This is a genomic window from Candidatus Planktophila versatilis (assembly GCF_002288105.1).
Taxonomy (GTDB): domain Bacteria; phylum Actinomycetota; class Actinomycetes; order Nanopelagicales; family Nanopelagicaceae; genus Planktophila; species Planktophila versatilis.
This window is the reverse complement of sequence record NZ_CP016774.1, coordinates 992,125-1,018,544: the sequence shown is the minus strand read 5'-3', so window position 1 is coordinate 1,018,544 and position 26,420 is coordinate 992,125. Positions and strand designations below refer to the sequence as shown.

Genomic DNA, 26,420 nt, shown 5'->3' with positions numbered 1-26,420 from the left:
GCAACGATTAAGATAAAGCCATGAGCGCACAAATACTTGATGGCAAGGCACTTGCTGCAACCATCAAGAAAGATCTCACAGCGCGCACGCAGGCACTGAAAGCTAAAGGCATCATCCCAGGCCTTGGAACGATCTTGGTGGGCGATGATCCAGGTTCGCATTCTTATGTTGGCGGAAAACATCGAGATTGCCAGGAAGTAGGAATCAATTCGATCCGGATAGACCTACCGGCAACTGCAACACAAGCTGATGTATTGGTGGCCATTAAAGATCTCAACGCCGCCAAAGAGTGCACTGGATATATCGTGCAACTTCCGCTCCCAGGTTCGATTAATACGCAACTTATTCTAGAAGCAATTGATCCGACAAAAGATGCTGATGGTTTGCACCCACTTAATTTAGGTCGACTCGTTGCGGGCTACCGAGCACCGCTTCCATGCACCCCACGCGGAATTGTTGAGCTCATCAACCACTATAAAATTCCACTTTCAGGTGCAGAAGTTGTTGTCATTGGACGTGGGCTGACAGTGGGTCGTCCGCTTGGGCTCTTGCTTACCCGTAAGCAAGAAAATGCAACGGTAACTCTGACACACACTGGTACCAAAGATTTGCTTGCTCATACTAAGCGCGCCGATATTGTGATTGCAGCTATCGGACAACCACACTTCTTAAAGGCGGCAATGATTAAAGCGGGTGCAGTAGTTCTCGATGTCGGAATCTCACGAACTGATGCTGGGCTCATCGGTGATGTTGATCCAGGTGTATTCGAGGTCGCATCATTCGTTGCACCAATGCCAGGTGGTGTTGGGCCCATGACTCGTGCCATGTTGCTGATGAATGTGGTCGATGCATGCGAGCGATAAACGCCCTACAACTTCGTATTGCATACATAGTTATTTCACTCGGAGTTCTCCTTGGTATTGCAGGATTTGTCCGTACTGGAGCGCTGCTTATTTCGGCGGGCACCGGTGTGATTGCGCTCTCGCAGTGGGGGGCTCGCTCTTTCGAGCGCTATCTGCCGCTAACGATAGCCGTGGTGCTTTTCGGGCTGGCAATTGCACTACCTAATGGGTTGTAGAATTCTCTCGATATCAAGATAAATACGTTCAATACATCAAGGTAGATAAAGGATCGCTATGGCAAAGAAAGTCACCGTTGTAGGTGCAGGTTTCTATGGTTCAACAACAGCCCTTCGGTTAGCTGAATACAACATCTTCGATGAAGTTGTACTCACCGATATTCTTGAAGGTAAGCCAGAAGGTTTGGCCCTTGATATGAACCAATCTCGCTCAATCGAAGGTTTTGAAACGCGCATTACTGGCGCGACAACCACGGCAGAAGGTGCTGGATATGAAAAGACAGCTAACTCTGATGTTGTGGTGATTACCGCAGGACTTCCACGTAAGCCGGGAATGAGTCGCATGGATTTAATTGGTGTTAATGCCGGAATCGTTCGTGGAGTTGCTGAAAATATTGCAAAGCATTCACCAAATGCCGTCATCATCGTGGTCTCTAATCCACTCGATGAGATGACAGCCCTGGCACAGATTGCTACCAACTTTCCGAAGAACCGCGTGATGGGTCAAGCAGGAATGCTCGACACTGCACGCTTTACCAACTTTGTAGCAGAAAAACTGGGAGTGCCGGTTTCTTCAGTGAAAACTCTGACGCTGGGTTCACACGGTGACACAATGGTTCCGGTTCCAAGTCGCTGCACAGTTAATGGCGTTGCACTTTCTGAGAAGTTATCCCAAACTGAAATTGACGAACTAGTTGATCGCACACGCAACGGTGGCGCCGAAGTAGTTGCACTTCTCAAAACTGGCTCTGCTTACTACGCGCCATCTGCAGCAGCAGCGCGTATGGCTAAAGCAGTAATTGAAGATTCTGGTGATGTCATGCCGGTCTGTGCCTGGGTTGATGGCGAATACGGAATCTCTGGCGTCTATCTCGGTGTGGAAGCAGAGATTGGCAAGGTAGGCATTCGCAAAGTTGTGGAGAGCGCACTGACAGATGCAGAGGTTGCCTCACTGAAGGAAGCCGCAGAAGCTGTTCGTGCAAAGCAAGCAGACGTTCAAACACTGTAATTAAGTAGAAGCTAATCGGGAGAAGATAATGTCAAAGATTAAAGTAGCAGGCACAGTTGTTGAGCTAGATGGCGATGAGATGACTCGCATTATCTGGCAGTTCATCAAAGACAAATTAATCTTGCCTTACCTCGATGTAAACCTTGAGTACTACGACCTTGGCATGGAACACCGTGATGCAACCGATGATCAAGTAACAATCGACTCTGCTCGCGCAATCCAGAAGCACGGCGTGGGAATTAAGTGCGCGACCATTACTCCCGATGAATCTCGCGTTAAAGAATTTGACCTCAAGAAGATGTGGAAGTCTCCTAACGGAACGATTCGCAACATCCTTGGTGGTGTTATATTCCGCGAACCAATTATTATCAGCAACGTTCCGCGCTTAGTTCCACACTGGACTAAGCCAATTGTCATTGGCCGCCACGCTTTCGGTGATCAATACCGCGCAACTGATTTCAAGGTACCAGGAGCTGGAAAACTCACCCTCTCATTTGTGCCAGAAGATGGATCTGCTCCACAGGAGTTTGAAGTGTTTAACTTCGAATCTTCAGGCGTTGCAATGGCTATGTATAACGTTGATGACTCAATCCGTGACTTCGCTCGTGCCTCCTTGAACTATGGACTTCTTCGTAAGTTCCCGGTCTATCTCTCAACCAAGAACACAATTCTTAAAGCCTACGATGGACGCTTCAAAGATATCTTTGAAGAGATCTATCAAGTTGAATTCAAGACGCAATTTGAGGCCGCAGGTATTTGGTATGAACACCGCCTGATTGATGACATGGTTGCCATGTCATTGCGTATGGAAGGCGGATATGTCTGGGCCTGTAAGAACTACGACGGAGATGTGCAGTCAGATACCGTCGCACAAGGTTATGGCTCACTTGGTCTCATGACATCTGTGCTCATGACGCCAGATGGAAAGATTTGCGAGTCAGAGGCAGCCCATGGAACTGTGACTCGTCACTACCGTGAGCACCAAGCAGGTAAAGCGACTTCAACAAATCCGATCGCTTCCATCTTCGCTTGGACCCAGGGCTTAGCCCACCGTGCCAAGCTTGATAACAACGCTGAGCTTGCTAAGTTCACTAAAACTCTCGAGCGAGTATGTATTGAAACGGTCGAGCAGGGAAAGATGACTAAGGATTTAGCGGTACTGATTTCTAAAGATGCGCCATACCAAACAACTGAGCAGTTCCTTGATTCCATTGATGAGAATCTCAAGAAAGCAATGGCTTAAATCAATTGATAAATCAGGACTCTGGTGCAATAGCACTTGTTGGTTCTGGCGAATATTCACTGCAGATGCAGGAGCTAGAAACCGAGCTCCTGCATTTAGCTATTTCTAAAGGTAAGAAAAACACTTTTGTGCAGATCCCAACTGCGTCTTCGCATGAGGGGCAATCACGCCGCGAACATTGGCAATCACTCGGAAGAGAGCAAGCAGATCGCATCGGAAGTCAGTGCGTTTACTTACCTATTCATGAACGTGAAGATGCATTTAACCTAGACTTTCTAGATTTGATTGCTGATGCTGGACTTATCTATTTTTCTGGGGGAGACCCACACAGAGTTGCCGAAATCTTTAGTGGTTCTCCACTCTGGGAAGAAATCATTAAGCAATGGAATTCAGGAACTTCCCTTGCTGGGTGTTCTGCTGGCGCTATGGCTTTTGGGGGCACCATTATGGGCTTGCGTCGCTCAAACCATAGTCCAGGGCTATCACTCTTGCCAGATATTGAAGTGATTCCACACTATGACAAAATGTTAGGTTGGCTACCAGAGCGAGTTGCATCCTTTGTTTTAAAATCTGATTCTCAGTCTGTACTTCTTGGAATAGATGAATACACGGCGCTTGTGCATACCGATTCATGGCGGCGGGCAGGACGCGGGAAAGTACATGTTCTGCGCGGATCCCTTGATTTCACAGAATAAGAAACCCGCCGTAGAAAACTACGACGGGCCACTTACTTAAATATTAGCTGTGATTAATTAACTCGCCCACCTGTTGCAGAATCAAAGAGGTGAACTGCACCCGGTAAGTTAGTGACGGTAACGATCTGTCCCGCCTTTGGTGGGTTCTTTGGATCCCAGCGCACAATTACTTGAGCGCCTTCATCGACAGCATTTGCGAACTTGATGCTTGCATCGGCCGGCTTGCCATAGACAAATGCATCAGAACCAAGTTCTTCGACAACTTCAACATGAACTTGGAATCCCTTATCTGCTGGAACTAATCCTTCTGGACGAATTCCCACGGTCACAGTTGAACCTGCTGATGCGGGAACATCGATATCAAGATCTCCAAGGTGTGCCTTGCCACCAGATACTGGAGCAATAAGTAAGTTCATGGCAGGTGAACCAATAAATCCAGCAACAAATGCATTTCCTGGCTTGTCATAGAGATTACGAGGTGTATCAACCTGCTGCAGGAGTCCATCTTTAAGAACTGCAACGCGATCGCCCATAGTCATCGCTTCCACTTGATCGTGGGTGACATAGACAGTAGTAATTCCAAGACGGCGCTGAAGCGCGGCGATTTGGGTGCGAGTTGCAACACGCAACTTCGCATCAAGGTTGGACAGTGGCTCATCCATAAGGAAGACCTGTGGTTCACGCACAATTGCGCGACCCATTGCAACGCGCTGACGTTGACCACCAGAGAGAGCCTTTGGCTTGCGCTCTAGATATGGTTCAAGGTCGAGCAACTTTGCAGCTTCACGAACACGCTTATCGCGTTCAGCCTTATCGATACCGGCGATTTTTAGAGCGAAGCCCATATTTTCGGCAACGGTCATGTGTGGGTAGAGCGCATAGGACTGGAAGACCATTGCGATATCGCGATCTTTTGGTGCGACATTTGTTACATCGCGATCACCGATAAGAATTCGACCACCGTCGATTTCTTCTAGACCTGCAAGCATGCGAAGTGATGTTGACTTACCGCATCCTGATGGTCCAACTAGTACTAAGAACTCACCATCTGCGACGGTGAGGTTGAGCTTATCTACTGCCGGAGTTGTGGTTCCTGGATAGATACGTGAAGCATTTTCGAATATGACTGATGCCATCTTTTTTCACTTTCCTTATCCGGGCAGGTACGTGCCCGACGATCCGTGGAGTAAGGCGCTGGTCGGGTGACCAGCGTGGCTAAGGATATGTCAGCGGCAGGCGGGAGGCAATTACGCTCGGTAGACTTCTCCCATCATGGAAAGTGACCCGAGTACCCCACTTATTAGCTCCATCCTGATTGTTGTAGGCCTCATCGTTACTGGCGGACTCTTTGTGGCTGCTGAGATTGCTCTTATCTCATTGCGTGAAAGTCAAGTAAAACAATTAGCTTTGCGTGGAAAGCGCGGAGCAATTGTTGCCAAGTTAGCAGCTAACCCCAATCGCTTACTTGGAGCACTTCAGGTTGGTGTCACGCTTACAGGTTTTCTCTCCGCTGCATTGGGCGCAGAAAAACTAGGTGTCTATGTCATTCCATGGCTAGAAGATCTTGGTGTGCCAACGAAATCTGCAGACACCACGTCACTCATCGGCGTCACCTTAGTCATTGCCTACTTTTCACTTGTATTTGGAGAACTCGTTCCAAAACGTTTGGCGCTATTTCGCACCGAACAGATTGCGCTCGCCTCTGCTTTATTCATTGATTTCGTGGCCAATCTTTTCCGACCAATCATTTGGGTCCTATCTCATTCTACAAACCTAATTGTTCGCCTCTTCGGTATTGATCCAAAGGAGCAGCGCACAGCAATCTCTGAAGAAGAGCTGCTGGATCTTGTGGCTGGCCATGCCGCCCTCACCGATGAAGAACGCGACATTGTGGAAGAAGTATTTAACGCTTCAGAGCGACAAGTGCACGAAGTTATGGTTCCGCGCACCGAAGTAGATTTCATGGATGCTTCTCTCACTGTTGGAAAAGCGATTGCACTTGCGATTGAGAAGGCACACTCTCGCTATCCGGTTGTGCGTGGTTCCTCTGATGAAGTCATTGGCTTTATCCATGTTCGCGATCTCTTAGATACCAGCCTTGCTAATTCAAATGCAAAGATTCAAGAGCTTGCTCGAAACATTATGTATCTGCCAGGGACAAAAGCAATTTTGCCGGCCCTGACTGAGATGCGAAAGCAACGTCAGCACCTAGCTATTGTCCTTGATGAGTACGGCGGCACCGATGGCATCGTCACGCTCGAGGATCTCGTGGAAACTCTCATCGGAGATATCCGAGATGAATATGACTCAGATGAGGTAGAAATTTCGGAGGAATCTCATACCGGCGATTTCGAAATTGATGGTCTGATTTCACTCGAGGATTTACAAGAAGAGTCCGGGGTTGAGTTACCCGAAGGTCCATATGAGACCGCAGGAGGATTTGTCATGCATTATTTAGGGCGTATTCCGGTTGAGAACGACATCGTTGGAGTAAATGGAGTTCGAATCACAGTGCTTTCCATGGAAGGCAAGCGCGCTGGTCGACTATTAATCTCACGTAACTACTAAGGCGTGCGAGAATTACACCCATGAAGCGCGTCTTATCTGGAATTCAACCCACAAGTGATTCTTTCCACTTAGGAAATTATCTAGGTGCAGTCAAGCAATGGGTTGAGCTGCAAGCTGGCCATGATGCTTTCTACTGCATTGTTGATCTACATGCTCTGACCGTTGAGACAGATCCAGCGCTACTTCGAAAGCGCACACTTGCTTCTGCCGCGCAATTAATCGCACTCGGAATCTCACCTGAAAAATCAACGCTCTTTGTTCAATCTCAAGTTCCACAACACAATCAACTGGGTTGGATTATGGAGTGCCTGACTGGTTTTGGTGAAGCAAGCCGCATGACGCAATTTAAAGATAAATCTTCTAAATCTGGCGCTGATTCTTCTCGTGTTGCGCTCTTTACATATCCCATGCTGCAAGCTGCAGACATCTTGCTCTATCAAGCTCACTATGTTCCAGTTGGTGAGGATCAACGTCAGCACATCGAACTTACTCGCGATTTAGCCGGGCGGTTTAATTCACGCTACGGCCAGACCTTCCAATTGCCAGAAGCCTATATTTTAAAGACTGCCGCAAAAATTAATGATATTCAAGAACCCACTGCCAAAATGAGTAAGTCATCAGGCGCCGTTGCGGGAGTCATTGAGATTATGGATTCACCGGATGCTAACTTGAAGAAGATTAAGAGTGCGGTCACCGATGCTGGCCGCGAAGTCACATTCGATGCGGCCGAAAAACCTGGCATCAGTAATTTGCTTACTATCCATTCCGCGCTTTCTGGCAGAACAATTGCCGAGCTCGAAAATGAATTTGCCGGCAAGGGTTACGGAGATTTTAAGGCAGCTGTTGCAGAGGTAGTTGTTGAATACCTACGCCCCATTCGCACTCGAGCACTTGAGCTCCTAGAAGATGAGAAGCATCTACTTGATATTTTGCACCAGGGTTCAGCTAAAGCCCGCACAGTTGCAGAAGCCACTCTTGCAGATACATATAAGAATCTCGGGGTAGTTCTTTAATGAAACTGCGCATGGCACTTGCCTGTGCGCTGATTTTTGGCGTGCTCACTCCGGCGCCCAGTTCGGCAGATACAGCCACCATTGGAGTTGCCTACGATCTTGGTGGACGTGGAGATAAATCTTTTAATGATGCCACCGCAGCAGGCTTAGAAAAGGCTAAGAAGTCACTCGATTTTGGTATTGAAGCAGTGGTTACTGATGGAACCTCTGAAGACCGCGATAAGAGAATTCGTAGCTTGATTGCAAAAAAGTGCGCTCTGATTATCGCTGTTGGCGAGGGATACGGCCCAACTTTGCAAGCACTCGCCTTTGAATTCCCCAATACGCAATTTGCCATTATTAATGACGCAAGCGTTGCGGCAGTAAATGTCAGCTCTATCATCTTTGCTGAAACCCAAGGAGCCTACTTGGCGGGTTTTAGCGCCGCACAAATTTCACAGACTGGCAAGGTTGCGATGATTGCCAACACAAATCAAGCTGATTTATTCAAAAATGGTTTTAGCGCAGGCGTCTTAGCTAGCAAGAAAAAGGTTATTCCCATCGTGAAATATGTTTCTGGCTCCTACTCATTGGCAGCAAGTCAGGTGATTTCTGTTGGTGCAGATGTCATCTATTTGAGCACTCAAGGATCTGACGCCGAGGTATTCAAGGTAATTGTCTCCAACAATATGAAGAAAAACGCCAAGAAAGTTTCATTCATAAATATCGAGCCAGATCAATACTTGGCCGTGACAAGCCAGACCAAGAAATTTTTGGCTGCAACAGTTGTTAAACGAGTGGATAAGGCAATTATTGACATCATCTCCAAATCACTTTCAGGTGATCAATTTCTGGATTATCTCGACCTAGATGCCGGCCTATTTGGCACCCGCTACGGCATTGATGGCGGAGGCATAGAGTTCACCATCCGATCCAAGGAGTTATTGGCGAAAAGTGATGCAATCAATATTGCAGCCGCCACAGCTGAAAAAATCACCGAATAGCACTCAACTTCAACTTGAGAGTTTTCCTAACTGTTACATGCCACGCCCACGTTTTTGCGCCTCAATTCTTGGGAATTATCACCCTCAACTACTAGGCTCGGGCAAAGCAATATTCAACTATTCCTTGGAGGAACCTTGAAAAACAAATTAGCATTGATGGCGATACTTGCCTCGGCTGCCCTTGTATTAAGCGGCTGTAGTGCGTCAAGTGAGAGTGCTGGAGCCAAAGCGTGCCTTGCTCTCGACACAGGTGGCGTGGATGACAAGTCATTTAACGCATCAGCATGGGCTGGAGCTCAGGCTGCAGCTGAAGAGAATTCAGATATCGAAGTTAAGTATCTTGCTGCAGCAACTGATGCAGATTACGCACCAAACATTAAGAAGCTCGTAGATGAGGGATGTACAACAATCATTGGCGTTGGCTTCCTTATCAATGGTGCAATCATTGAAGGTGCTAAGGCGAACCCAGATGTTAAGTTCGCAATCGTTGACCAGGATGGTGAAGATCACGGACCAGATGGTTCAATCTATCCAGGAACCAAGTTTGACAACTTGAAGCCAATTCAATTTTCAACAAATGAGTCAGCTTTCCAAGCAGGTTACCTATCAGCAGGAGTTTCAAAGACCGGAACTGTTGCTACATACGGTGGACTTAACATTCCACCAGTCACAATCTTCATGGATGGCTTTGCCCGTGGCGTCGCGCACTACAACGAAGTTAAAGGCAAGTCTGTAAAGGTGCTTGGTTGGGATACCGCCAAAAAGGACGGCACATTCGTTGGCGGGTTCTCTGACTCCGCAAAGGCACTGCAAATCTCTAAGAACTTCGAGCAACAGGGTGCAGACATTATCTTCCCAGTTGCTGGTGGACTTGGTGGAGCAACTGCAGGTAATTCAATTGCCTCAAAGAAGTCATATGTAATCTGGGTCGACACCGATGGTTACGTGGCTGCTTCTCAGTACAAGGAAGTACTTCTTTCCTCAGTTGTGAAGGGTGTAGATACATCTGTTAAGGCAGTAATTCTTGAAGCAGCTGCAGGTACATTCACAGCAACTGGTTACCAGGGCAATCTTGAGAATGGTGGAACCTACTTGGCTCCATACTATGATCTTGCAGATATGGTTCCTGCAGAACTCAGCGCTGAAATTGAAGCACTTGGTGATGCAATCAAATCAGGTGAGGTCGCTGTTCAGTAATCTGTAAAGGACCGATTTCAAGTCCAACAAATGGGACTAGTGATTATTCACTAGTCCCATTTGCTTTCTATAAAGTAAATTACAGAGTAGATTTACGCTATGTCTCTTGAGCTCCGCGGCATCACCAAACGATTTGGTGATTTGATCGCAAATGATTCAATTAGTTTGAGAGTTGAGTCAGGCGAAATCCACGCGCTTCTTGGTGAAAATGGTGCTGGTAAATCTACGCTTATGAACATCGTCTACGGGCTCTTAGCACCGGATGAAGGCAAAATTCTAGTTGATGAGAAAGAAATTACGATTAATTCACCGCTTGATGCCCTTGCCGCTGGAATCGGAATGGTGCATCAACATTTTATGCTTATTCCGGTATTCACGGTCGCTGAAAATATAGTTCTCGGTCACGAAAAGGTAAGAGGGTTTGGGTTCCTCGATCTGGAAGCGGCAAAGAAAGAGATAATCCGAGTATCTGCTGAGTTTAATTTTGATGTTGACCCCGATGCCTTGATTGAAGATTTGCCGGTGGGAATCCAGCAGCGCGTAGAGATCATTAGAGCTCTCATTTATAACGCAAAGGTGCTCATCTTGGATGAACCAACGGCGGTCTTAACCCCACAGGAGACAGATGAACTCCTTCGAAATATGAGGAAACTTCGGGATCAAGGTACGGCAATAATCTTCATCACTCATAAGCTACGTGAAGTGCAAGAAGCAGCAGATAAGATCTCCATTATTCGCCGCGGTAAGGTTGTAGCGATTGCCTCACCTGAGGCTTCACAAGAGGAACTTGCCTCTCTTATGGTTGGCCGACCTATCTCATTTGAAATTGAAAAAGCTCCTGCATCATTTGGTTCAGTAATTCTCGATGTGGAGAATTTAACAATTCGAGACCACACGGGCAGGGCACTTGTCTCTGATATCTCATTTTCTATCCGGGCTGGAGAAATTCTGGCAGTTGCGGGCGTGCAAGGAAATGGTCAGAGCGAGCTAGCAGAGGCGATTGTTGGATTACAGGACCACGTAGATGGGAAAATTACTTTAGCAGGGAAGGACATTTCGAAGGTTTCTGTGAGAAAAGCTCTGCATGCAGGAATTGCATTCGTTCCGGAATCTCGAGAAGAGGACGGATTGATATCTTCATTTAGTATTGAAGAGAATCTCATCCTCGACTTACATGATCTCCCGCCTTTTGCTAAAGGTCCGGTTATTTCTCAAAGCGTTGTTTCAGAAAACGGAGCATCTAGAGTTACTGAGTTTGATATCCGTGCGCAATCATCAAAAGATTCTGCGTCTTCACTCTCTGGTGGTAATAAGCAGAAGGTGGTCCTTGCCCGTGAATTATCTCGGCCAGTGAAATTAGTAGTAGCGTCACAGCCCACGCGTGGATTAGATGTTGGATCAATCGAGTTTGTACACGAAAGAGTCATAGCAGAACGTGATTCGGGCCGCGCAGTTCTTCTCTTCAGTACCGAACTAGATGAAGTGATTTCTTTGGCAGATAGAATTGCAGTGATGTATCGAGGCAAATTTATTGCAATCGTACCTGCAACAACTTCAAGAGAAGAACTTGGATTATTGATGGCGGGGGTAAAGAGATGAAGAACCTTTGGCAAAGAGTCTCCAGGAAACTAGCCCTTCCATTGTTGGCATTTGCCTTGGCGCTCCTAGTGAGTGGCCTGCTTGTTGCATTCTCTGATTCAGAAGTGTTAGCCCTTAAATCCTCTCCATTACAGATGCTGGTAAAGGCCTTTGCTACAGCTGGTGGTGCTTTTGCGGCGCTATGGCAAGGTTCAGTTTTCGATCCAAATCTGACTCGAAATGGATACTGGAATGGCTTCTATCCACTCTCAGAGACAATCGTTGCCGCTTCACCTTTAATTCTCACAGGACTTTCTGTGGCACTAGCCTTTCGTGCAGGACTATTTAATATTGGAGCCCAAGGACAATTTATTGCAGGCGCAATTGGAGCAAGTTTTGTTGGATTTTATTTCGATCTTCCGGTCGTAATTCATGCACTTGCGGCCATACTGGCTGCAGTAATTGCTGCCGGAATTTACGGTGGATTTGTGGGCCTACTAAAGGCACGTACTGGTGCGCACGAAGTTATCGTCACAATTATGCTCAATTATGTCGCAGGATACTTTTTGCTTTGGCTTTTAAGCACTGAAACTTTTTTACGACCAGGTCGTCAAGATCCACTTGCACCCGAAGTTGCGCTCACCGCGAGATTGCCTAAGCTTTTTGGCGCCGACCTCAGAGCAAACTTAGGATTTATTATCGCTTTAGCTGTAGCAGCCCTGGTCTGGTGGCTTTTGCAACGCAGCACTTGGGGATTTCGATTTCGCGCAGTTGGAGCTAATGCAGTCGCAGCAAAGACTGCGGGTATATCAGTTGGGCGAACTACGACGACGGTGATGTTTATCGCTGGTGCTCTTGCTGGTCTGGGTGGTGCAGTGCAGATACTTGGCTCGGAACCAGCACTCACAGCTGGGGTTGGTGGAACTTTTGGATTCGATGCAATCACTGTCGCCTTACTTGGACGCGCCACCCCTATAGGAACAGTATTTGCTGCTCTACTTTTTGGTGCTCTTCGAGCTGGTGGGTTAGAGATGCAGGCGAGCACGGAAACACCACTGGATCTAGTACTAGTAATTCAAGCTCTCGTTGTCCTCTTTATTGCGGCACCAGCTTTGGTTAAGGCAATTTTCAGATTAAAGAATCTAGACCAAGGAGCGACAATCTCTTCGAAGGGATGGAATGGCTGATGGCAAAGATTAGTTTGCGCACAATGTCTGTTCCGGAGAGACGAAAATTCCGTGGGGTAATCACAATGGGTGTACTAGGAATTTTTGCACTTGTAGTTTTTGCACTCCTGCCGGATAAAAGCCAGCCTGTCACATATGGTTTTATTTTAGGCAAGGAATGGGTGCTGCTCGAGAAGTGGGTCGTTGACTCCAAATCTGGCGCCTTACTCTTCGCCGTCCTGTCAGTAGTTACTGCGCTTGTGGCATTGGGCCTCTTTACGATGAGGAAGCATTCAAGAGTCATCAGCCTTGTTTTCGGATCTACATTTCTTATGTCCTTCCTCTGTTGGGCAGCTGCAGGGAAGTTCATTCCTCTTACAGGTCTCTTACAAGGAGGTTTACTACTTTCCGTTCCACTTATTTTTGGGGCAATGGCTGGTGTGCTATCAGAACGCTCAGGAGTTATCAATATTGCAATCGAGGGACAGCTTCTAGCTGGGGCCTTTGCCTCAGGTGTTATTGCTTCACTGCTAAATAATAATTGGTGGGGACTTCTCTTTGCTCCCATAGCTGGAGCACTAATTTCCCTCCTTCTTGCGATTTTTGCAATTAGATACGGAATTGATCAGGTAGTTCTTGGTTTTGTTCTCAATGTTTTGGTAATTGGATTAACTAGCTTTCTCTACAAGAAACTTCTTATTCCATATCAAAGCGAATGGAATTCAGCAACGGCATTTGCTCCCATAGAGATTCCTTTGCTTTCCCAGATTCCAGTGATTGGACCAATCTTTTTTGCCCAAAGCATAATTGTTTACCTCATGTATATTTTCGTAACAATTATTCACATTGCGCTATTTAAGAGCAGGTGGGGTCTTCGTACACGCGCTGTAGGTGAGCATCCAACTGCTGCAGAATCCGTTGGAATCAATGTCAACGCAATTCGATTTAAGAACGTAATTTTAGCTGGTGCCATCGCAGGTCTTGGTGGCGCCTTCTTCACTTTGGGTGCAGTTGGATCTTTCAGTAAGGAAATGACTGCAGGTAAGGGTTTTATCGCCTTGGCAGCGCTCATCTTTGGCCGCTGGAGCCCCATGGGCGCAGTAGCAGCTGCATTGATCTTTGGCTTCGCCGATAACCTCCAAGGGCTACTGACAATTATTGGCACCCCAATCCCATCTGAATTTATGTTGATGGCGCCATACATTGCGACAATCATTGCCGTCTCAGGATTTATTGGAAAAGTTCGAGCGCCGGCGGCAGATGGAATTCCGTATAAACGTGGCGGAGGCTCGCACTAATGAATATTTATTGGGATGTACTGCACGCAGAGGCGCTAACTGCGATGAAGAAGGCATATGTGCCGTATTCAAAGTTTCCAGTGGGTGTGGCAGCACTTGTCGATGATGGGCGAATTGTTTCTGGATGCAATGTTGAAAATGCGAGTTATGGACTGACCTTGTGTGCTGAATGTGGCTTGGTTTCCTCACTGATTGCAACAGGTGGGGGCCGTCTCGTGGCATTTGTATGCGTGGATATCGCGGGAAATGCACTGATGCCGTGTGGTCGCTGTCGCCAATTACTGCAAGAACATGGTGGTTCCACACTACAAATGATGACTGATCAGGGAGTAAAGACTTTGGCAGATTTACTTCCATGGGCTTTTGGACCCGAGGAAATTGAGAATCGCCTTTCATGATTGAACCTTTTGCGGCTGTAGAAATCATTGCAACTAAGCGAGACCGAAACGAACTAAGCGACACACAGATTGATTGGGTAATCGACGCGTACACCCGTGGTGTTGTTGCAGATGAGCAGATGTCGGCCCTTCTCATGTCAATTCTGCTAAATGGTATGAACTCGCGTGAGATATCACGTTGGACCAACGCGATGATAAATAGTGGCGAGCGTATGGATTGGTCGATGCTCGATCGCAAAACTGTAGATAAACACTCAACCGGCGGTGTTGGCGACAAGATCACACTTCCGTTGGCACCGCTTGTGGCAGCATGTGGTGGCGCCGTCCCTCAACTTTCTGGTCGCGGACTGGGCCACACAGGTGGAACACTCGACAAACTTGAATCAATTCCTGGTTGGCGCGCATCTCTTTCTAATGATGAGATGCTCAAGGTATTACAAGAGACTGGCGCAGTCATTTGCGCAGCTGGTGCTGGGTTAGCACCGGCAGATAAGAAGCTTTATGCACTACGTGATGTCACTGCAACGGTGGAGGCGATTCCGCTGATTGCATCATCAATCATGAGCAAGAAGATTGCCGAAGGAACTTCCGCTCTTGTTCTTGATGTAAAGACTGGCAGCGGAGCCTTTATGGCAGATCCCAAGAAGGCATCAGAGCTCGCTCGCACGATGGTGCAACTTGGTACAGATGCCGGAGTAAAGACTCGCGCGTTAGTAACTGCGATGGATGTGCCACTGGGCTTAACTGCAGGCAACGCACTTGAAGTGCGTGAATCTGTTGAGGTATTAGCAGGGGGTGGCCCCAGCGATGTTGTTGAATTAACAATTTTGCTTGCACGCGAAATGATTGATGCTGCTGGAATTATTGGAAAAGATCCAGAAGTTGCACTGAAAGATGGCAGTGCAATGGATCATTGGCGCAGAATGATTAGCGCCCAAGGGGGAGACCCGGATGCAGCGCTGCCAGTAGCGCGAGAAAAACATGTGATTGCAGCTGCTCACAGCGGCACAGTGACCACCATGGATGCCATGAAGGTGGGTGTCAGTGCTTGGCGTTTAGGTGCGGGGCGCTCTAAGCAGGGCGAGAAGGTCCAGGCGGGAGCTGGAATCGAGTTACACGCAAAGCCAGGGGATTACATCACTGCAGGTGCACCGCTTATGACCTTACATACCGATGAGCCAGCGAGATTCGAACGCGCTTTAGAGATTCTAGAAAGTGCTGTCACAATAGTCGAAGGCGGAACCGTCAACCGACTGCCATTAGTTTTGGAGAGAATCGAAGGATGAGTAACATCACCAAGAAGCCAACTGCTGAACAGGTAAAGCGTTTACCTAAGGCGTTGCTGCACGATCACCTCGATGGCGGACTGCGCCCCCAAACAATTATTGACATTGCCAAAGAGATTGGCCATGAACTCCCAACTTATGACGCGGCAGAGCTTGCCGAATGGTTTAGATCATCATGTGATTCAGGCTCACTAGTTCTCTACTTAGAAACTTTTGCCCACACGGTTGCCGTGATGCAACGCAGACAAGATATTGTCCGGGTTGCGCGCGAATGCGCTGTAGATCTTGCTCGCGATGGTGTTGTTTATGCTGAAGTTCGCATGGCACCTGAACTGATTACCGAAAAAGGACTGACACTTGCACAAGCCATCGAAGCAATCCTCGAGGGTTTCCGCGAAGGTGAAGCTGAAGCAAAGAGTGAAGGGAACACGATTCGCGTCATGTCACTGCTTTGTGGAATGCGCCAAAATCAACTCTCACAAGTAGTTGCAGAACTGGCAGTGAAGTATCGCGATCAAGGAGTTGTCGGCTTTGATATTGCAGGGCCAGAAGATGGATTCCCACCGAGTGATCAGCTAGATACTTTTGAATATCTGCGTCGCGAGAATGCCCACTTCACAATTCATGCTGGTGAGGCCTACGGCCTGCCATCTATCTGGGAAGCAATTCAATTGTGCGGAGCAGAACGCTTAGGTCACGGTGTTCGCATTACCGATGATATCGATTTTAATCACACACCAGCCCGCCTTGGTCGTCTCTCTTCTTATGTGAGAGATCGCAGAGTGCCACTTGAAATGTGCCCATCTTCCAATATTCAAACAGGTGTTGCAGATTCATTTGCCCACCATCCGCTAGCAAAGCTGGCAAAGCTTCGATTTAGAGTGACCATCAATACAGATAATCGCTTGATGTCTGCAACTTCGATGTCACGTGAGATGACAGAGATGGTCAATCAATGTGATTGGACCTTCCAAGATTTGCAGCGAGTGACAATTAATGCCCTGAAAAGTGCGTTTATTCCTTTTGAGGAACGGCTATCGATTATCGAAAGCGTTGTGAAACCGCAGTATGCAAAGATTTCAGAGGAGTAAGTTCGTTACACCCCAACTGAGTGCCAGACAGTTTTAGATTCCATAAATGCAAGGATTCTTGACGGGCTTTGACCAGTACTAAATGCATGAATCCGCTTTAAGTTCTCAGCCCCAGCTACTTTCAGTTCTCCATGTTTTTTCTTGTTAACACCAGAGATATCAAAACCATCAATATCCATATGAGATGCAGCCCACGGGGCAAGTTCATCAAGTGATCCGGTCAGGATATTGATGACACCAGCCGGTAGGTCACTTGTTGCCAACACCTCGGCGAAAGTCATGGCTGGTACTGCAAGTGAACCAGGAACGAGAACAAGAGTTGTATTACCTGAGACTACGGCGGCGGCGATAGCATCGATGAAATCGATAAAACTCACATCAGATGCGATGGCAATCACGCCTTGCGGCTCAGAGATTGAGAAATTGAAGAAGGGACCAGAGACTGGATTTGTGGCTCCACTGACTGCTTGAAGTTTGTCACTCCAGCCGGCATACCAAACCCAACGATCAATAGCATCTGTTACTTGTGCCTTGGCTTTAGCCGCGGTTATCTGCGAAGTAAGTGCAATTTCAGATTCAAACTGTTCTGCTCTGCCTTCAAGCATTTCAGCGATGCGATAGAGAATTTGACCACGATTGTATGCAGTGGCTTTTGCCCACCCTGATTGCGCAGCACGCGCCGCTGTGACTGCATCACGTAGATCTTTACGTGATGCCAGTGCAGGATTAGCAATGAAATCCCCATTCTTGGCGGTTACTTCAAATACGCGACCAGATTCACTACGAGCAAATGCACCGTTGATGAAGAGTTTGTAAGTCTTCTTCACATCAACACGAGGCTGCTTCTTAGTAGTCATTTACTTCGCCCCAGTCTCTTTGCCATTTTTCAAATAGGCAGCAAGACCATGCTTGCCACCTTCGCGACCCCATCCAGATTCTTTGTAACCTCCGAATGGCGATGCTGGATCAAATTTATTAAAGGTATTCGCCCAGATAACTCCAGCTTTTAGGTGTTGGCTAGCCCAGAAAATTCGCGAGCCTTTCTCGCTCCAGATACCGGCAGATAGGCCAAAGGGAGTGTTATTTGCCTTGTCGATAGCTTCTTGGGGAGTTCTAAAAGTTAGGATTGACAGAACTGGACCGAAGATCTCTTCCTGCGCGATTCGGTTAGCCTGAGTGACACCAGTAAAGATTGTTGGAGCAAACCAGAAACCTTTATCAGGCAGATTGCACTGTGGGCTCCAACGTTGCGCACCTTCGCCATCTCCGATTGCTGAGAGCTCTTTAATCTTTACCAACTGCTCCTTTGAGTTGATGGCACCGAGATCAGTATTTTTATCGAGCGGATCTCCGACTCTAATTTTAGACATTCTGACCTTGAGCTTTTCAATCACTTCGTCAGCGATACTCTCTTGCAGAATTAGCCTTGATCCCGCGCAGCAGACATGTCCCTGATTAAAGAAGATTCCATTGACGATTCCTTCGACTGCTTCATCTACTGGGGCGTCGTCGAAGACAATATTGGCACCCTTTCCACCTAATTCCAGGGTCGCTTTCTTATCTGTGGCTGCAATAGCGCGAGCAATCTTCTTCCCAACTTCAGTAGAACCGGTAAATGCAATCTTATGTATTCCTGGATGGTTCACTATCGCTGCACCAGTAGAGCCATCGCCGGTGACAATATTGACTACTCCATCTGGTAATTCAGCTTGCTGACAGACTTCGGCAAAAAGAAGGGCAGTCAGCGAGGTTGTCTCTGCTGGCTTGAGAACCACGGTGTTACCGGTGGCAAGTGCCGGTGCAACTTTCCAAGCCAGCATTAACAGTGGGAAATTCCAAGGAATGATCTGTCCCGCAACGCCATAGGCTTTAGGGGAGTGACCGAGACCTGCGTAATCTAATTTGTCGGCCCACCCTGCATGATAGAAAAAGTGTGCTGCAACGAGTGGAATATCAATATCGCGAGTTTCACGGATTGGCTTTCCATTATCGAGAGTCTCAAGGACGGCAAACTCACGTGCACGTTCTTGCAGAATTCGAGCAATTCGATATAAATATTTTCCACGTTCTTTACCTGAAAGCTTTGACCAGGTTTTTGTATAAGCCTTTTGTGCCGCTGCAACCGCCTTATCAACATCTGACACACCACCCAGAGAAATAAGGCTCAACACCTCTTCGGTCGCAGGATTGATGGTTGGGAAGTGCTTCTTTCCGGCAACAAAAGAGCCGTTGATGAAGTGACCATACTTAGGCTTGATTGAGACGATCGCCCTAGATTCCGGCGCCGGTGCATATTCGAAGGTCATCTTGCGCCCATTCCTAGTCAATCGATACGTAGTTAGGGCTAGCGTAGTAGCCATCTGACATTTTCATGCGTTGCATCAGTAAATCATTGAGAAGCGCGCTTGCCCCGATTCGAAATAGCTGCGGAGTTAACCAGTCAGGTCCTGCAGTCTCATTTACCAGAACCAATTGCTTAATTGCATCCTTCGTAGTTCGGATTCCGCCGGCAGGCTTGACTCCAATTTTTCGTTGTGTGAGTGTGTAAAAATCACGCACAGCTTCAAGCATCACAAGCACAACTGGCGGGGTAGCAGCAGGAGCCACCTTTCCTGTGGAAGTCTTGATGAAGTCAGCTCCTGCAAGCATTGCAAGGTAGGAAGCCTTTCGAACATTGTCATAGGTGACAAGTTCGCCAGTTTCAAAGATAACTTTAAGATGCGCCTTCTCACCACAGATTTCTCGAATCTTTACAATCTCATCAAAGACCATTCCATACTTACCTGCCAAGAATGCTCCACGGTCAATCACCATATCAATTTCAGCTGCACCCGCATTGATTGCATCTTGAGTATCTTGAATCTTCACCTCCATGGAAGCTCGGCCAGATGGAAATGCAGTGGAGACAGCGGCAACTGGAACATGTTCCCCGCCAATTGCATCTAAATGTGTGCGAGCTATTTCAACCATATCGTTATAGACACAGATTGCGCCTACGCTAGGAACTGTTGGATCCGTTGGATCAGGCCTGACTGCCTTTGAACACAAGGCGCGAACTTTCCCAGGTGTATCTGCACCTTCGAGAGTTGTTAGGTCAACCATGGATATTGCGGTATCAATCGCCCATTTCTTGCTTGTTGTCTTAATACTACGAGTTGCCAGCATTGCAGCTCGAGAGTCTGCACCCACTTGGTCAACGCCAGATAGTTGCTCTAAGAATTTAAGAAGAGATTTCTCAGATCCATCAACTAGGCCATAGAAACTCATGAAAGGAATTCTTTCAGAGGTTGGCGAATCTCGTCGAGTATTTTCTGTGACTCACCTGACGTTGCTGTCACGACTTCGATATAACACTTGATTTTCGCCTCAGTACCTGAGGGACGCACAATGACTCGAATTCCTCCAGCAAGCCAGATTCGCAGCCCATCTGTTGGTGGTAATCCGTTTGTAGGAGCCGCTAAGTCATCGATGGCTTCAACGCCACGTCCGGCAATCTCTTGTGGTGGGTGCTGGCGTAGTCGTGCGAGTAGACCAGTAATCACCGATAGATCAGCGACGCGAATTGAAATCTGTTCCGTGCCATGGAAACCATGTCGGGCCCATACTTCATCGAGCAGGTCAGAGACAGTGAGGCCATCGCGCTTTAAATCCATCGCGATCTGAGCCAAGAAGATTGCAGCTGATATTCCATCTTTATCATTAACATTGTCGGAGTCAACTGCGTAACCAATCGCTTCTTCATATCCAAAGGACAGGTTCTCAATCTTTGCCAGCCACTTAAAGCCTGTGAGCACTTCTTTATAGTTGATTCCATAATTCGCACTAATCTTGCCCAGTGCTGAAGAAGAGACGATAGAAGTTGCGAATGTTCCAGATGGCTTGGTGCGTGCAATCCATTCGCCGAAGATTATTCCAAGCTCATCTCCGCGCAACATTCGCCAGCCGACTTTAGGATCTTTAATTGCCACCGCACATCGATCAGCATCTGGGTCATTAGCAATTACCAGCTCAGCTCCAAAATCTTGTGCTTTCTTCAGTGCTAAATCAATTGCGCCAGGTTCTTCTGGGTTTGGGAAAGCAACTGTTGGGAAATCTGGATCAGGAGTGCATTGCTCATCAACCAGAATTAAGGTGGCGAAACCCGCATGGTTAAAGACTCTTTGCACAGTCTGGGTTCCAACGCCATGCATCGCGGTGTAGACAATCTTGAGATCACCGGGACGGGGGGCTAACTGTGCAGTGCGCCTTACGTATTCGGTAATTAAATCCTCACCAACGATTTTCCATTCTTTGCCGCGAGGCTGTGATTTCAAGGATTTCACTAAAGTGATCTGATCGGTAATCAACTGATCGGTGGGGCTGATGATTTGCGAGCAGGCGTAGTTGATTCCATCGGCGCTCGGTCCGACATAAACCTTGTAGCCGTTATCTTGTCGAGGATTATGGCTAGCAGTCACCATAATTCCGATATCGCACTTCAAATACTGCGTAGCAAATGCCAATACTGGCGTCGGAAGCGGACGGGGCAGAACGTATACATCCATGCCGGCGCCGCTGAAGATTGATGCGCTCTCCTGGGTAAATTCAGCCGATCCATGACGTGCATCTTGACCGATAACAACTGATTTCATTCCATGAGATTTCATATAGGCAGCGATACCTGCTGCTGTGCGGCCGACTACGGCGCGGTTCATAGCTGAAGGACCAGGTCCTACTGGTCCACGTAAACCTGCCGTGCCAAATTGGAGAAATCCATTGAAATACTTCTTAAGTAATTCTTCATCACCGGCATCAAGTGCTTTCTGAAGTTCGCCGGCTGTCTGTGGATCCGGGTCATCGGCTATCCATGCCTCTACTTCTGCCTTCAGTGATGCATCCATAAGAAGAAAGTAACTTTCCTTATACGAGCTTTGGAATTGTGGTTTTAAGAAGTGATCCCATGCGACTCGCAGCAGCTTTACCTGCGGCAATGACTTCTTCATGGTTTAACTTCTCGCCAGTCACACCAGCTGCAGCATTTGTTACCAAGGAAATGCCTAGGACTTCAGCACCGAGTGCGTGAGCGGCAATTGCTTCCGGAACCGTAGACATTCCGACTAAATCGGCACCCATGGTGCGCATCATGAGAATTTCTGCTGGAGTTTCATAAGTAGGCCCGCGCCAGTGAACGTAGACGCCCTCGGCAAGAGACGAATCTTCCTTCTTTACAATCTCACGAATTCGCTTGCTATAAAGATCTGTGAGATCAATAAATGTTGCACCTGAAAGTGGTGAGGCGGCAGTGAGTGAAATATGGTCGCGAATAATGACTGGTTGACCAACCTTGTAGGAGGTGTTAATTCCACCGCAGGCATTAGTTAAAATGACAACCTTGCAACCGGCTTTGACTGCAGTGCGTACACCGTGCACAACTGGCTCCATACCCTTGCCTTCATACAAGTGTGTACGACCAAGAAAAACTAGCGCTCGTATCGTCTTGCCATTTTCACTGATTTCATATGAGCGAACTTTTCCAGAGTGACCTTCTACTGCTGGAGCTAAGAATCCAGTGAGTTCATCCGCGTTACATTCAAAGGCAGGAGTGCCAAGTGCATCAGCTGCGCCCACCCAACCCGAACCCATCACCAGTGCAACATCGTGTGAGGGCACACCCGTGCGCTGGGCGATTTCTTTCGCCGCTTGTGTAGCGGCGGCGAGAGGATCGGAGTAGAGAAGATCGGTTGAGGTCATGCCTGAATAATGTCACAGAGAACTGTTCCACTAGCCACAGTCTCACCAATTACAGCTTTTAAGTTCTTAATCACACCGCTTGTATGGGCAGTTAATGGCTGCTCCATCTTCATTGCTTCAAGCACAATAACAAGGTCACCCGCTTCAACGCTCTGTCCTTCTTCCACGGCAATCTTTACCACCGTTCCTTGCATCGGGGATGCGAGTCCGGTGCCAGCTGCGCCAGTAACAGAAGATTGCTTTGCACGGTGGCGCTTTACGACTGGTTCTGGTGCATGAACGAGAATCTCAAACCGCTTTCCATTAACTTCAGCAACTAATTTCTCAGCAGCAACCTTCGTCTGAATATCTAAAGGAACAGATTTAAATGCTGGAATCTCGTTAATAAATTCATTTTCAATGTAACTGGTATAGATCTTGAAATCTTCTGTGTAGGCAGGGTCTTCAAGAATTGCGCGGTGAAACGGAAGTGCTGTAGCTAGTCCACCAACTACAAACTCGGCAAGAGCGCGACGAGCACGTTCAATGGCTTGTTCACGAGTTGCACCGGTAACAATGAGTTTGGCAAGAAGTGAATCGAAGTTTCCACCAATAACATCACCGTTACGGAAACCTGCATCAACCCGAACGCCAGGACCAGTGGGGATACTCCACGCAGTAATGCGACCAGGAGCTGGCAAGAATGAACGCCCTGGATCTTCACCATTAATACGGAATTCAATTGAGTGCCCACGCACTACAGGATCATCGAAACCTAAACTTTCACCCATTGCGATTCGGAACTGTTCACGCACTAAGTCAATGCCGGTAACTTCTTCAGAAACAGGATGTTCTACTTGCAGACGAGTATTTACCTCTAAGAATGAAATTGTTCCATCTTGTCCAACAAGGAATTCGCATGTGCCGGCACCGATATAGCCTGCCTCTTTCATAATCGCCTTACTTGAGCGGTAGAGCTCTTCATTCTGAGCTTCCGTCAGAAATGGTGCTGGCGCTTCTTCTACAAGTTTTTGATGTCGGCGTTGCAATGAACAGTCTCGGGTTGAAACAACAACTGCGTGGCCATGCTTATCAACTAGTACTTGAGTCTCAACGTGGCGCGGCTTATCAAGGTAGCGCTCTACAAAGCATTCACCGCGTCCAAAACCTGCAATCGCTTCCCGCACCGCAGAGTCATAGAGCTCTGGGATTTCCTCCATAGTGCGAGCAACTTTGAGACCACGCCCTCCTCCGCCGAAGGCAGCTTTAATTGCAACAGGAAGCCCGTGTTCTTTCGCGAATGCCAATACTTCACCATGACCAGTAACTGGATCTTTTGTACCTGCAACAAGTGGCGCACCAGCAGCTGCTGCAATGCGACGAGCAGAGACTTTATCGCCGAGCGCGCTGATTGCCGCTGGGGGAGGTCCAATCCAGATGAGACCTGCATCAAGGACTGCTTGTGCGAAGTCGGCATTTTCAGAGAGGAATCCATAGCCAGGATGTACCGCATCAGCCTTTGCTTCTTTGGCAAGTGCGATGATCTTTGGAATATTCAGGTAAGTATCTTTGGCAAGTGTTCCATTCAGTGAGTAAGCAAAGTCGGCGCTCTGGGCGTGCAGCGCATCACGATCTTCTTCTGAGTACATGGCAACACTTTCCAGGCCATGGTCTTTGCAGGCGCGAATAACACGTAAAGCGATTTCGCCTCGGTTAGCAATCAGAACGCGCTTCATGACATCTCCTTTACCTGTGGCCAAGAATATCCAAGTTGCTTCATTGCGCCACGAAGAAAGGGCATCGATATACCGACAACATTAGTGTAATCGCCTTCAATTACCGGAATAAATGGAGAACCGAAGCCATCGAGAGTAAAACCACCGGCGACGTGAAGGGGCTCACCGGATGCAACATAGTCGGTGATTTCTTCTTCGGTCATATCGGTGAATGTCACCTTCGTGGTGACGCGATCTGCAATTTCAATACCTTTCTCAGTATCAATAATGCAGTGACCTGTATGAAGTAGCCCAGTGCGCCCACTAATTTTCTTTGCGCGTTCAATGGCAATATCTGTTGTTCCGGGTTTTCCAAATGAAACTCCATCAACATCAAATGTTGAATCACAACCAATGATGATGGCTGGATAATCAATCATTTCGCGAACTGTATGAGCCTTTGAAACTGCTAGCGCAATGACCATATCCGTTGGGCTCATGGCATTGAAAAAATCAGTTTCTTCATCAACATTGCTTACAATAATTGTTGGATTAAGTCCCGCATCTTCTAAGAGTCTACGGCGGGAAGTTGATTGGGAAGCAAGAACAATACGCGGCATTAATTCATCTTTCTTGGGCCAAAGGCAATGTGATGAGGCAGTGGTTGTCGTAGTTGAGGCCGCCCAAAGATGCTTCGCTTAATCACTGGTGTGAGATCAACAGATTTATGGTTGACCAAAACTGCTTGCAGCGCGAGGAGTTCCTCTGGAGTGGGGTTTCCAGATATGACGGTGAATTTCATTGCTAGAGCGGAATGTTTCCGTGCTTACGTGCCGGCAAGGTATCGCGCTTTGTCTTTAAGGTACGGAAAGCCTTTGTGATGTACTGACGTGAATCCTCAGGCTCAATCACACTATCGATAGTCCCGCGCTCTGCAGCCAAGTATGGGTTTGAAAACTTCTCGGTGTACTCAGTAATGAGTTCGGCTCGCTTAGCGTTCTGATCCTTAGATTCAGATAACTCTTTGCGATACAAGATATTGACCGCGCCTTGTGCACCCATCACCGCAATTTCTGCCGATGGCCAGGCAAAGTTGATATCACTGCCCAGGTATTTGGAACCCATCACAATAAATGCTCCGCCGTATGCCTTACGGGTAATGAGTGTGACAAGTGGAACTGATGCTTCAGCGTACGCATAAAGTAGTTTTGCACCGCGACGAATGATTCCGTCCCACTCTTGTTCGGTGCCAGGCATAAATCCTGGAACATCGACGAGGGTAAGAATTGGAATGTTAAAGGCATCGCAGAAACGCAGGAATCGTGCTGCTTTTTCAGATGAATTGATATCGAGTGTTCCAGCTAGCTGTGAAGGTTGGTTGGCGATAACTCCGATTGATTGTCCTTCAATACGTGCAAAACCCACAACAATATTTGGCGCATAGAGAGCGTGGACTTCGAGGAATTCACCTTCATCAACAATTGCTGAAATCAGTGACTTCATATCGTATGGCTGATTAGGGCTATCTGGAATCAAAGTATTGAGTGCAACATCAGATGAGTTCTTATCAAGGTTCTGTGTTGGAGGTAAAACTGGAGAACCATCCATGTTGTTTGATGGAAGATAAGACAGAAGCGCTTTCACATAATCAATCGCATCAGCTTCCGAATCTGCCATGTAGTGAGCATTTCCTGACTTTGTACTGTGAGTAAATGCGCCACCAAGTTCTTCCATTCCAACATCTTCACCAGTGACAGTCTTGATGACATCTGGTCCGGTGATGAACATATGTGAAGTTTCCTTAACCATCACGGTGAAATCTGTGAGGGCAGGTGAATAGGCAGAGCCACCTGCGCAAGGTCCAAGAATGAGGGATATCTGTGGAATCACTCCTGATGAGCGAGTGTTCAGACGGAAAATCTTTCCGTAACCATTGAGCGATGCAACACCTTCTTGAATTCGCGCTCCACCTGAATCGTTAATACCGATAAGCGGGATACCTGCTTTGAGTGCAAACTCTGCAATCTTCACAATCTTTTCCGAGTGAACCTCACCGAGTGATCCGCCGAAGACGGTGAAATCTTGCGAGTACAGAGCGATTGGGCGACCATCGACAGTTGCTGTTCCAATAATGACACCATCGCCATATGGACGGTTCTTATCCATTCCAAAGTTCTGAGCGCGATGACGTGCGAACTCATCTATCTCGGTAAAGGAATCGGCATCGACAAGCATCTCAATTCGCTCGCGAGCTGTTCCTTTGCCCTTGGCATGCTGTTTCTCTCGGGCTCTTGTCGAACCAGCGTCAACGGCTTCATTAATTCGCTCACGGAGGTCTTCAATTTTCCCCGCGGTAGTGTGCAGATCTGGGCTCATGAACATAAGGTACTAGT

25 protein-coding genes are annotated in these 26,420 nt (G+C 47.6%); 15 read left to right on the top strand and 10 right to left on the bottom strand.

All coding sequences use genetic code 11. The features are described 5' to 3' along the window. Positions 1 to 20: 20 nt before the first annotated feature. From A1sIA79_RS05215 to A1sIA79_RS05195, 5 genes are read left to right on the top strand one after another with little or no spacing between them, the layout of a single operon-like run. Positions 21 to 863, top strand: a complete 843-nt coding sequence (locus tag A1sIA79_RS05215; RefSeq protein WP_095675148.1) for a bifunctional methylenetetrahydrofolate dehydrogenase/methenyltetrahydrofolate cyclohydrolase — start codon at positions 21 to 23, stop codon at positions 861 to 863. Further along, positions 851 to 1,078 (top strand): hypothetical protein, encoded by a 228-nt coding sequence (locus tag A1sIA79_RS05210; RefSeq protein ID WP_095675147.1) that lies wholly within the window; start codon positions 851 to 853, stop codon positions 1,076 to 1,078. Before A1sIA79_RS05215 ends, A1sIA79_RS05210 begins: the two co-directional genes overlap by 13 nt. Before the next feature lie 58 nt (positions 1,079 to 1,136). Then, positions 1,137 to 2,087, top strand: coding sequence for a malate dehydrogenase (gene mdh / locus A1sIA79_RS05205; protein ID WP_095675146.1), 951 nt, complete (start codon positions 1,137 to 1,139; stop codon positions 2,085 to 2,087). A 28-nt stretch (positions 2,088 to 2,115) separates the two neighbouring features. After that, positions 2,116 to 3,330 carry an NADP-dependent isocitrate dehydrogenase gene (locus A1sIA79_RS05200; protein ID WP_095675145.1) on the top strand — a complete coding sequence of 405 codons (1,215 nt, stop codon included), beginning with the start codon at positions 2,116 to 2,118 and terminating at the stop codon, positions 3,328 to 3,330. Positions 3,331 to 3,335: 5 nt separating this feature from the next. Continuing rightward, on the top strand, positions 3,336 to 4,025 hold the full coding sequence (locus tag A1sIA79_RS05195) for a Type 1 glutamine amidotransferase-like domain-containing protein (RefSeq protein ID WP_095675144.1): 690 nt from the start codon (positions 3,336 to 3,338) through the stop codon (positions 4,023 to 4,025). Positions 4,026 to 4,078: 53 nt separating this feature from the next. Here A1sIA79_RS05195 and A1sIA79_RS05190 read toward each other — a convergent pair whose 3' ends face one another. Next, the gene (locus A1sIA79_RS05190) at positions 4,079 to 5,161 is read right to left on the bottom strand and encodes an ABC transporter ATP-binding protein (RefSeq protein ID WP_095675143.1); all 1,083 of its coding nucleotides are present in this window, start codon (positions 5,159 to 5,161) and stop codon (positions 4,079 to 4,081) included. 136 nt (positions 5,162 to 5,297) lie between these two features. Between A1sIA79_RS05190 and A1sIA79_RS05185 the strand changes: the two genes are divergently transcribed. The 10 genes from A1sIA79_RS05185 (at position 5,298) to A1sIA79_RS05140 (ending at position 16,603) form a co-directional block, all read left to right on the top strand. Continuing rightward, entirely contained in the window at positions 5,298 to 6,593 is a 1,296-nt protein-coding gene (locus A1sIA79_RS05185) for a hemolysin family protein (protein WP_095675142.1), read from the top strand. Between the two features lie 20 nt (positions 6,594 to 6,613). Next, the gene (gene trpS, locus A1sIA79_RS05180; protein WP_095675141.1) at positions 6,614 to 7,606 is read left to right on the top strand and encodes a tryptophan--tRNA ligase; all 993 of its coding nucleotides are present in this window, start codon (positions 6,614 to 6,616) and stop codon (positions 7,604 to 7,606) included. Then, on the top strand, positions 7,606 to 8,589 hold the full coding sequence (locus A1sIA79_RS05175; RefSeq protein ID WP_095675140.1) for a BMP family lipoprotein: 984 nt from the start codon (positions 7,606 to 7,608) through the stop codon (positions 8,587 to 8,589). The genes trpS and A1sIA79_RS05175 overlap by 1 nt, the downstream gene beginning before the upstream one ends. Before the next feature lie 135 nt (positions 8,590 to 8,724). Continuing rightward, positions 8,725 to 9,786 (top strand): BMP family lipoprotein, encoded by a 1,062-nt coding sequence (locus tag A1sIA79_RS05170; protein WP_095675139.1) that lies wholly within the window; start codon positions 8,725 to 8,727, stop codon positions 9,784 to 9,786. Between the two features lie 99 nt (positions 9,787 to 9,885). Continuing rightward, positions 9,886 to 11,385 carry an ABC transporter ATP-binding protein gene (locus A1sIA79_RS05165; protein ID WP_095675138.1) on the top strand — a complete coding sequence of 500 codons (1,500 nt, stop codon included), beginning with the start codon at positions 9,886 to 9,888 and terminating at the stop codon, positions 11,383 to 11,385. Next, on the top strand, positions 11,382 to 12,551 hold the full coding sequence (locus A1sIA79_RS05160; RefSeq protein WP_095675137.1) for an ABC transporter permease: 1,170 nt from the start codon (positions 11,382 to 11,384) through the stop codon (positions 12,549 to 12,551). Before A1sIA79_RS05165 ends, A1sIA79_RS05160 begins: the two co-directional genes overlap by 4 nt. Beyond that, the gene (locus tag A1sIA79_RS05155; RefSeq protein WP_223298336.1) at positions 12,551 to 13,828 is read left to right on the top strand and encodes an ABC transporter permease; all 1,278 of its coding nucleotides are present in this window, start codon (positions 12,551 to 12,553) and stop codon (positions 13,826 to 13,828) included. The genes A1sIA79_RS05160 and A1sIA79_RS05155 overlap by 1 nt, the downstream gene beginning before the upstream one ends. Next, positions 13,828 to 14,226, top strand: a complete 399-nt coding sequence (locus A1sIA79_RS05150) for a cytidine deaminase (protein WP_095675135.1) — start codon at positions 13,828 to 13,830, stop codon at positions 14,224 to 14,226. Before A1sIA79_RS05155 ends, A1sIA79_RS05150 begins: the two co-directional genes overlap by 1 nt. Next, on the top strand, positions 14,223 to 15,512 hold the full coding sequence (locus A1sIA79_RS05145) for a thymidine phosphorylase (protein ID WP_095675134.1): 1,290 nt from the start codon (positions 14,223 to 14,225) through the stop codon (positions 15,510 to 15,512). Before A1sIA79_RS05150 ends, A1sIA79_RS05145 begins: the two co-directional genes overlap by 4 nt. Next, positions 15,509 to 16,603, top strand: a complete 1,095-nt coding sequence (locus A1sIA79_RS05140) for an adenosine deaminase (RefSeq protein ID WP_095675133.1) — start codon at positions 15,509 to 15,511, stop codon at positions 16,601 to 16,603. The genes A1sIA79_RS05145 and A1sIA79_RS05140 overlap by 4 nt, the downstream gene beginning before the upstream one ends. Before the next feature lie 5 nt (positions 16,604 to 16,608). Here A1sIA79_RS05140 and A1sIA79_RS05135 read toward each other — a convergent pair whose 3' ends face one another. Genes A1sIA79_RS05135 through A1sIA79_RS05095 form a run of 9 tightly spaced genes read right to left on the bottom strand, consistent with a single transcriptional unit; the run spans position 16,609 to position 26,409 of the window. Beyond that, positions 16,609 to 17,460: an aldehyde dehydrogenase family protein gene (locus A1sIA79_RS05135; RefSeq protein WP_095675132.1), complete on the bottom strand. Its 852-nt coding sequence runs from the start codon at positions 17,458 to 17,460 to the stop codon at positions 16,609 to 16,611. Further along, complete coding sequence (locus A1sIA79_RS05130; RefSeq protein ID WP_095675131.1) at positions 17,461 to 18,909, bottom strand: aldehyde dehydrogenase family protein; 1,449 nt, start codon at positions 18,907 to 18,909, stop codon at positions 17,461 to 17,463. Positions 18,910 to 18,922: 13 nt separating this feature from the next. Then, entirely contained in the window at positions 18,923 to 19,870 is a 948-nt protein-coding gene (deoC, locus tag A1sIA79_RS05125) for a deoxyribose-phosphate aldolase (protein WP_095675130.1), read from the bottom strand. Next, entirely contained in the window at positions 19,867 to 21,585 is a 1,719-nt protein-coding gene (locus A1sIA79_RS05120) for a phospho-sugar mutase (RefSeq protein ID WP_223298335.1), read from the bottom strand. The genes deoC and A1sIA79_RS05120 overlap by 4 nt, the downstream gene beginning before the upstream one ends. Further along, on the bottom strand, positions 21,503 to 22,333 hold the full coding sequence (locus A1sIA79_RS05115; RefSeq protein WP_095675128.1) for a purine-nucleoside phosphorylase: 831 nt from the start codon (positions 22,331 to 22,333) through the stop codon (positions 21,503 to 21,505). Before A1sIA79_RS05115 ends, A1sIA79_RS05120 begins: the two co-directional genes overlap by 83 nt. After that, positions 22,330 to 24,048 (bottom strand): acetyl/propionyl/methylcrotonyl-CoA carboxylase subunit alpha, encoded by a 1,719-nt coding sequence (locus A1sIA79_RS05110; RefSeq protein WP_095675127.1) that lies wholly within the window; start codon positions 24,046 to 24,048, stop codon positions 22,330 to 22,332. The genes A1sIA79_RS05115 and A1sIA79_RS05110 overlap by 4 nt, the downstream gene beginning before the upstream one ends. Beyond that, a complete protein-coding gene (locus tag A1sIA79_RS05105; protein ID WP_095675126.1) occupies positions 24,045 to 24,647 on the bottom strand; it encodes a Maf family protein in 603 nt (200 codons plus the stop codon). Before A1sIA79_RS05105 ends, A1sIA79_RS05110 begins: the two co-directional genes overlap by 4 nt. Then, positions 24,647 to 24,829, bottom strand: coding sequence for an acyl-CoA carboxylase subunit epsilon (locus A1sIA79_RS05100; protein WP_095675125.1), 183 nt, complete (start codon positions 24,827 to 24,829; stop codon positions 24,647 to 24,649). The genes A1sIA79_RS05105 and A1sIA79_RS05100 overlap by 1 nt, the downstream gene beginning before the upstream one ends. Before the next feature lie 2 nt (positions 24,830 to 24,831). Further along, entirely contained in the window at positions 24,832 to 26,409 is a 1,578-nt protein-coding gene (locus A1sIA79_RS05095) for an acyl-CoA carboxylase subunit beta (protein WP_095675124.1), read from the bottom strand. Between the last annotated feature and the right edge of the window lie 11 nt (positions 26,410 to 26,420).

What these genes read in the sequence shown, in the direction of transcription:
- A1sIA79_RS05215 (WP_095675148.1), top strand. Translation starts at nt 21, where the DNA reads ATGAGCGCACAAATACTTGATGGCAAGGCACTTGCTGCAACCATCAAG.
- A1sIA79_RS05210 (WP_095675147.1), top strand. Translation starts at nt 851, where the DNA reads ATGCGAGCGATAAACGCCCTACAACTTCGTATTGCATACATAGTTATT.
- mdh (WP_095675146.1), top strand. Translation starts at nt 1,137, where the DNA reads ATGGCAAAGAAAGTCACCGTTGTAGGTGCAGGTTTCTATGGTTCAACA.
- A1sIA79_RS05200 (WP_095675145.1), top strand. Translation starts at nt 2,116, where the DNA reads ATGTCAAAGATTAAAGTAGCAGGCACAGTTGTTGAGCTAGATGGCGAT.
- A1sIA79_RS05190 (WP_095675143.1), bottom strand. Translation starts at nt 5,161, where the DNA reads ATGGCATCAGTCATATTCGAAAATGCTTCACGTATCTATCCAGGAACC.
- A1sIA79_RS05185 (WP_095675142.1), top strand. Translation starts at nt 5,298, where the DNA reads ATGGAAAGTGACCCGAGTACCCCACTTATTAGCTCCATCCTGATTGTT.
- trpS (WP_095675141.1), top strand. Translation starts at nt 6,614, where the DNA reads ATGAAGCGCGTCTTATCTGGAATTCAACCCACAAGTGATTCTTTCCAC.
- A1sIA79_RS05175 (WP_095675140.1), top strand. Translation starts at nt 7,606, where the DNA reads ATGAAACTGCGCATGGCACTTGCCTGTGCGCTGATTTTTGGCGTGCTC.
- A1sIA79_RS05165 (WP_095675138.1), top strand. Translation starts at nt 9,886, where the DNA reads ATGTCTCTTGAGCTCCGCGGCATCACCAAACGATTTGGTGATTTGATC.
- A1sIA79_RS05160 (WP_095675137.1), top strand. Translation starts at nt 11,382, where the DNA reads ATGAAGAACCTTTGGCAAAGAGTCTCCAGGAAACTAGCCCTTCCATTG.
- A1sIA79_RS05155 (WP_223298336.1), top strand. Translation starts at nt 12,551, where the DNA reads ATGGCAAAGATTAGTTTGCGCACAATGTCTGTTCCGGAGAGACGAAAA.
- A1sIA79_RS05150 (WP_095675135.1), top strand. Translation starts at nt 13,828, where the DNA reads ATGAATATTTATTGGGATGTACTGCACGCAGAGGCGCTAACTGCGATG.
- A1sIA79_RS05145 (WP_095675134.1), top strand. Translation starts at nt 14,223, where the DNA reads ATGATTGAACCTTTTGCGGCTGTAGAAATCATTGCAACTAAGCGAGAC.
- A1sIA79_RS05140 (WP_095675133.1), top strand. Translation starts at nt 15,509, where the DNA reads ATGAGTAACATCACCAAGAAGCCAACTGCTGAACAGGTAAAGCGTTTA.
- A1sIA79_RS05135 (WP_095675132.1), bottom strand. Translation starts at nt 17,460, where the DNA reads ATGACTACTAAGAAGCAGCCTCGTGTTGATGTGAAGAAGACTTACAAA.
- A1sIA79_RS05130 (WP_095675131.1), bottom strand. Translation starts at nt 18,909, where the DNA reads ATGACCTTCGAATATGCACCGGCGCCGGAATCTAGGGCGATCGTCTCA.
- deoC (WP_095675130.1), bottom strand. Translation starts at nt 19,870, where the DNA reads ATGAGTTTCTATGGCCTAGTTGATGGATCTGAGAAATCTCTTCTTAAA.
- A1sIA79_RS05120 (WP_223298335.1), bottom strand. Translation starts at nt 21,585, where the DNA reads ATGAAGAAGTCATTGCCGCAGGTAAAGCTGCTGCGAGTCGCATGGGAT.
- A1sIA79_RS05115 (WP_095675128.1), bottom strand. Translation starts at nt 22,333, where the DNA reads ATGACCTCAACCGATCTTCTCTACTCCGATCCTCTCGCCGCCGCTACA.
- A1sIA79_RS05110 (WP_095675127.1), bottom strand. Translation starts at nt 24,048, where the DNA reads ATGAAGCGCGTTCTGATTGCTAACCGAGGCGAAATCGCTTTACGTGTT.
- A1sIA79_RS05105 (WP_095675126.1), bottom strand. Translation starts at nt 24,647, where the DNA reads ATGCCGCGTATTGTTCTTGCTTCCCAATCAACTTCCCGCCGTAGACTC.
- A1sIA79_RS05100 (WP_095675125.1), bottom strand. Translation starts at nt 24,829, where the DNA reads ATGAAATTCACCGTCATATCTGGAAACCCCACTCCAGAGGAACTCCTC.
- A1sIA79_RS05095 (WP_095675124.1), bottom strand. Translation starts at nt 26,409, where the DNA reads ATGTTCATGAGCCCAGATCTGCACACTACCGCGGGGAAAATTGAAGAC.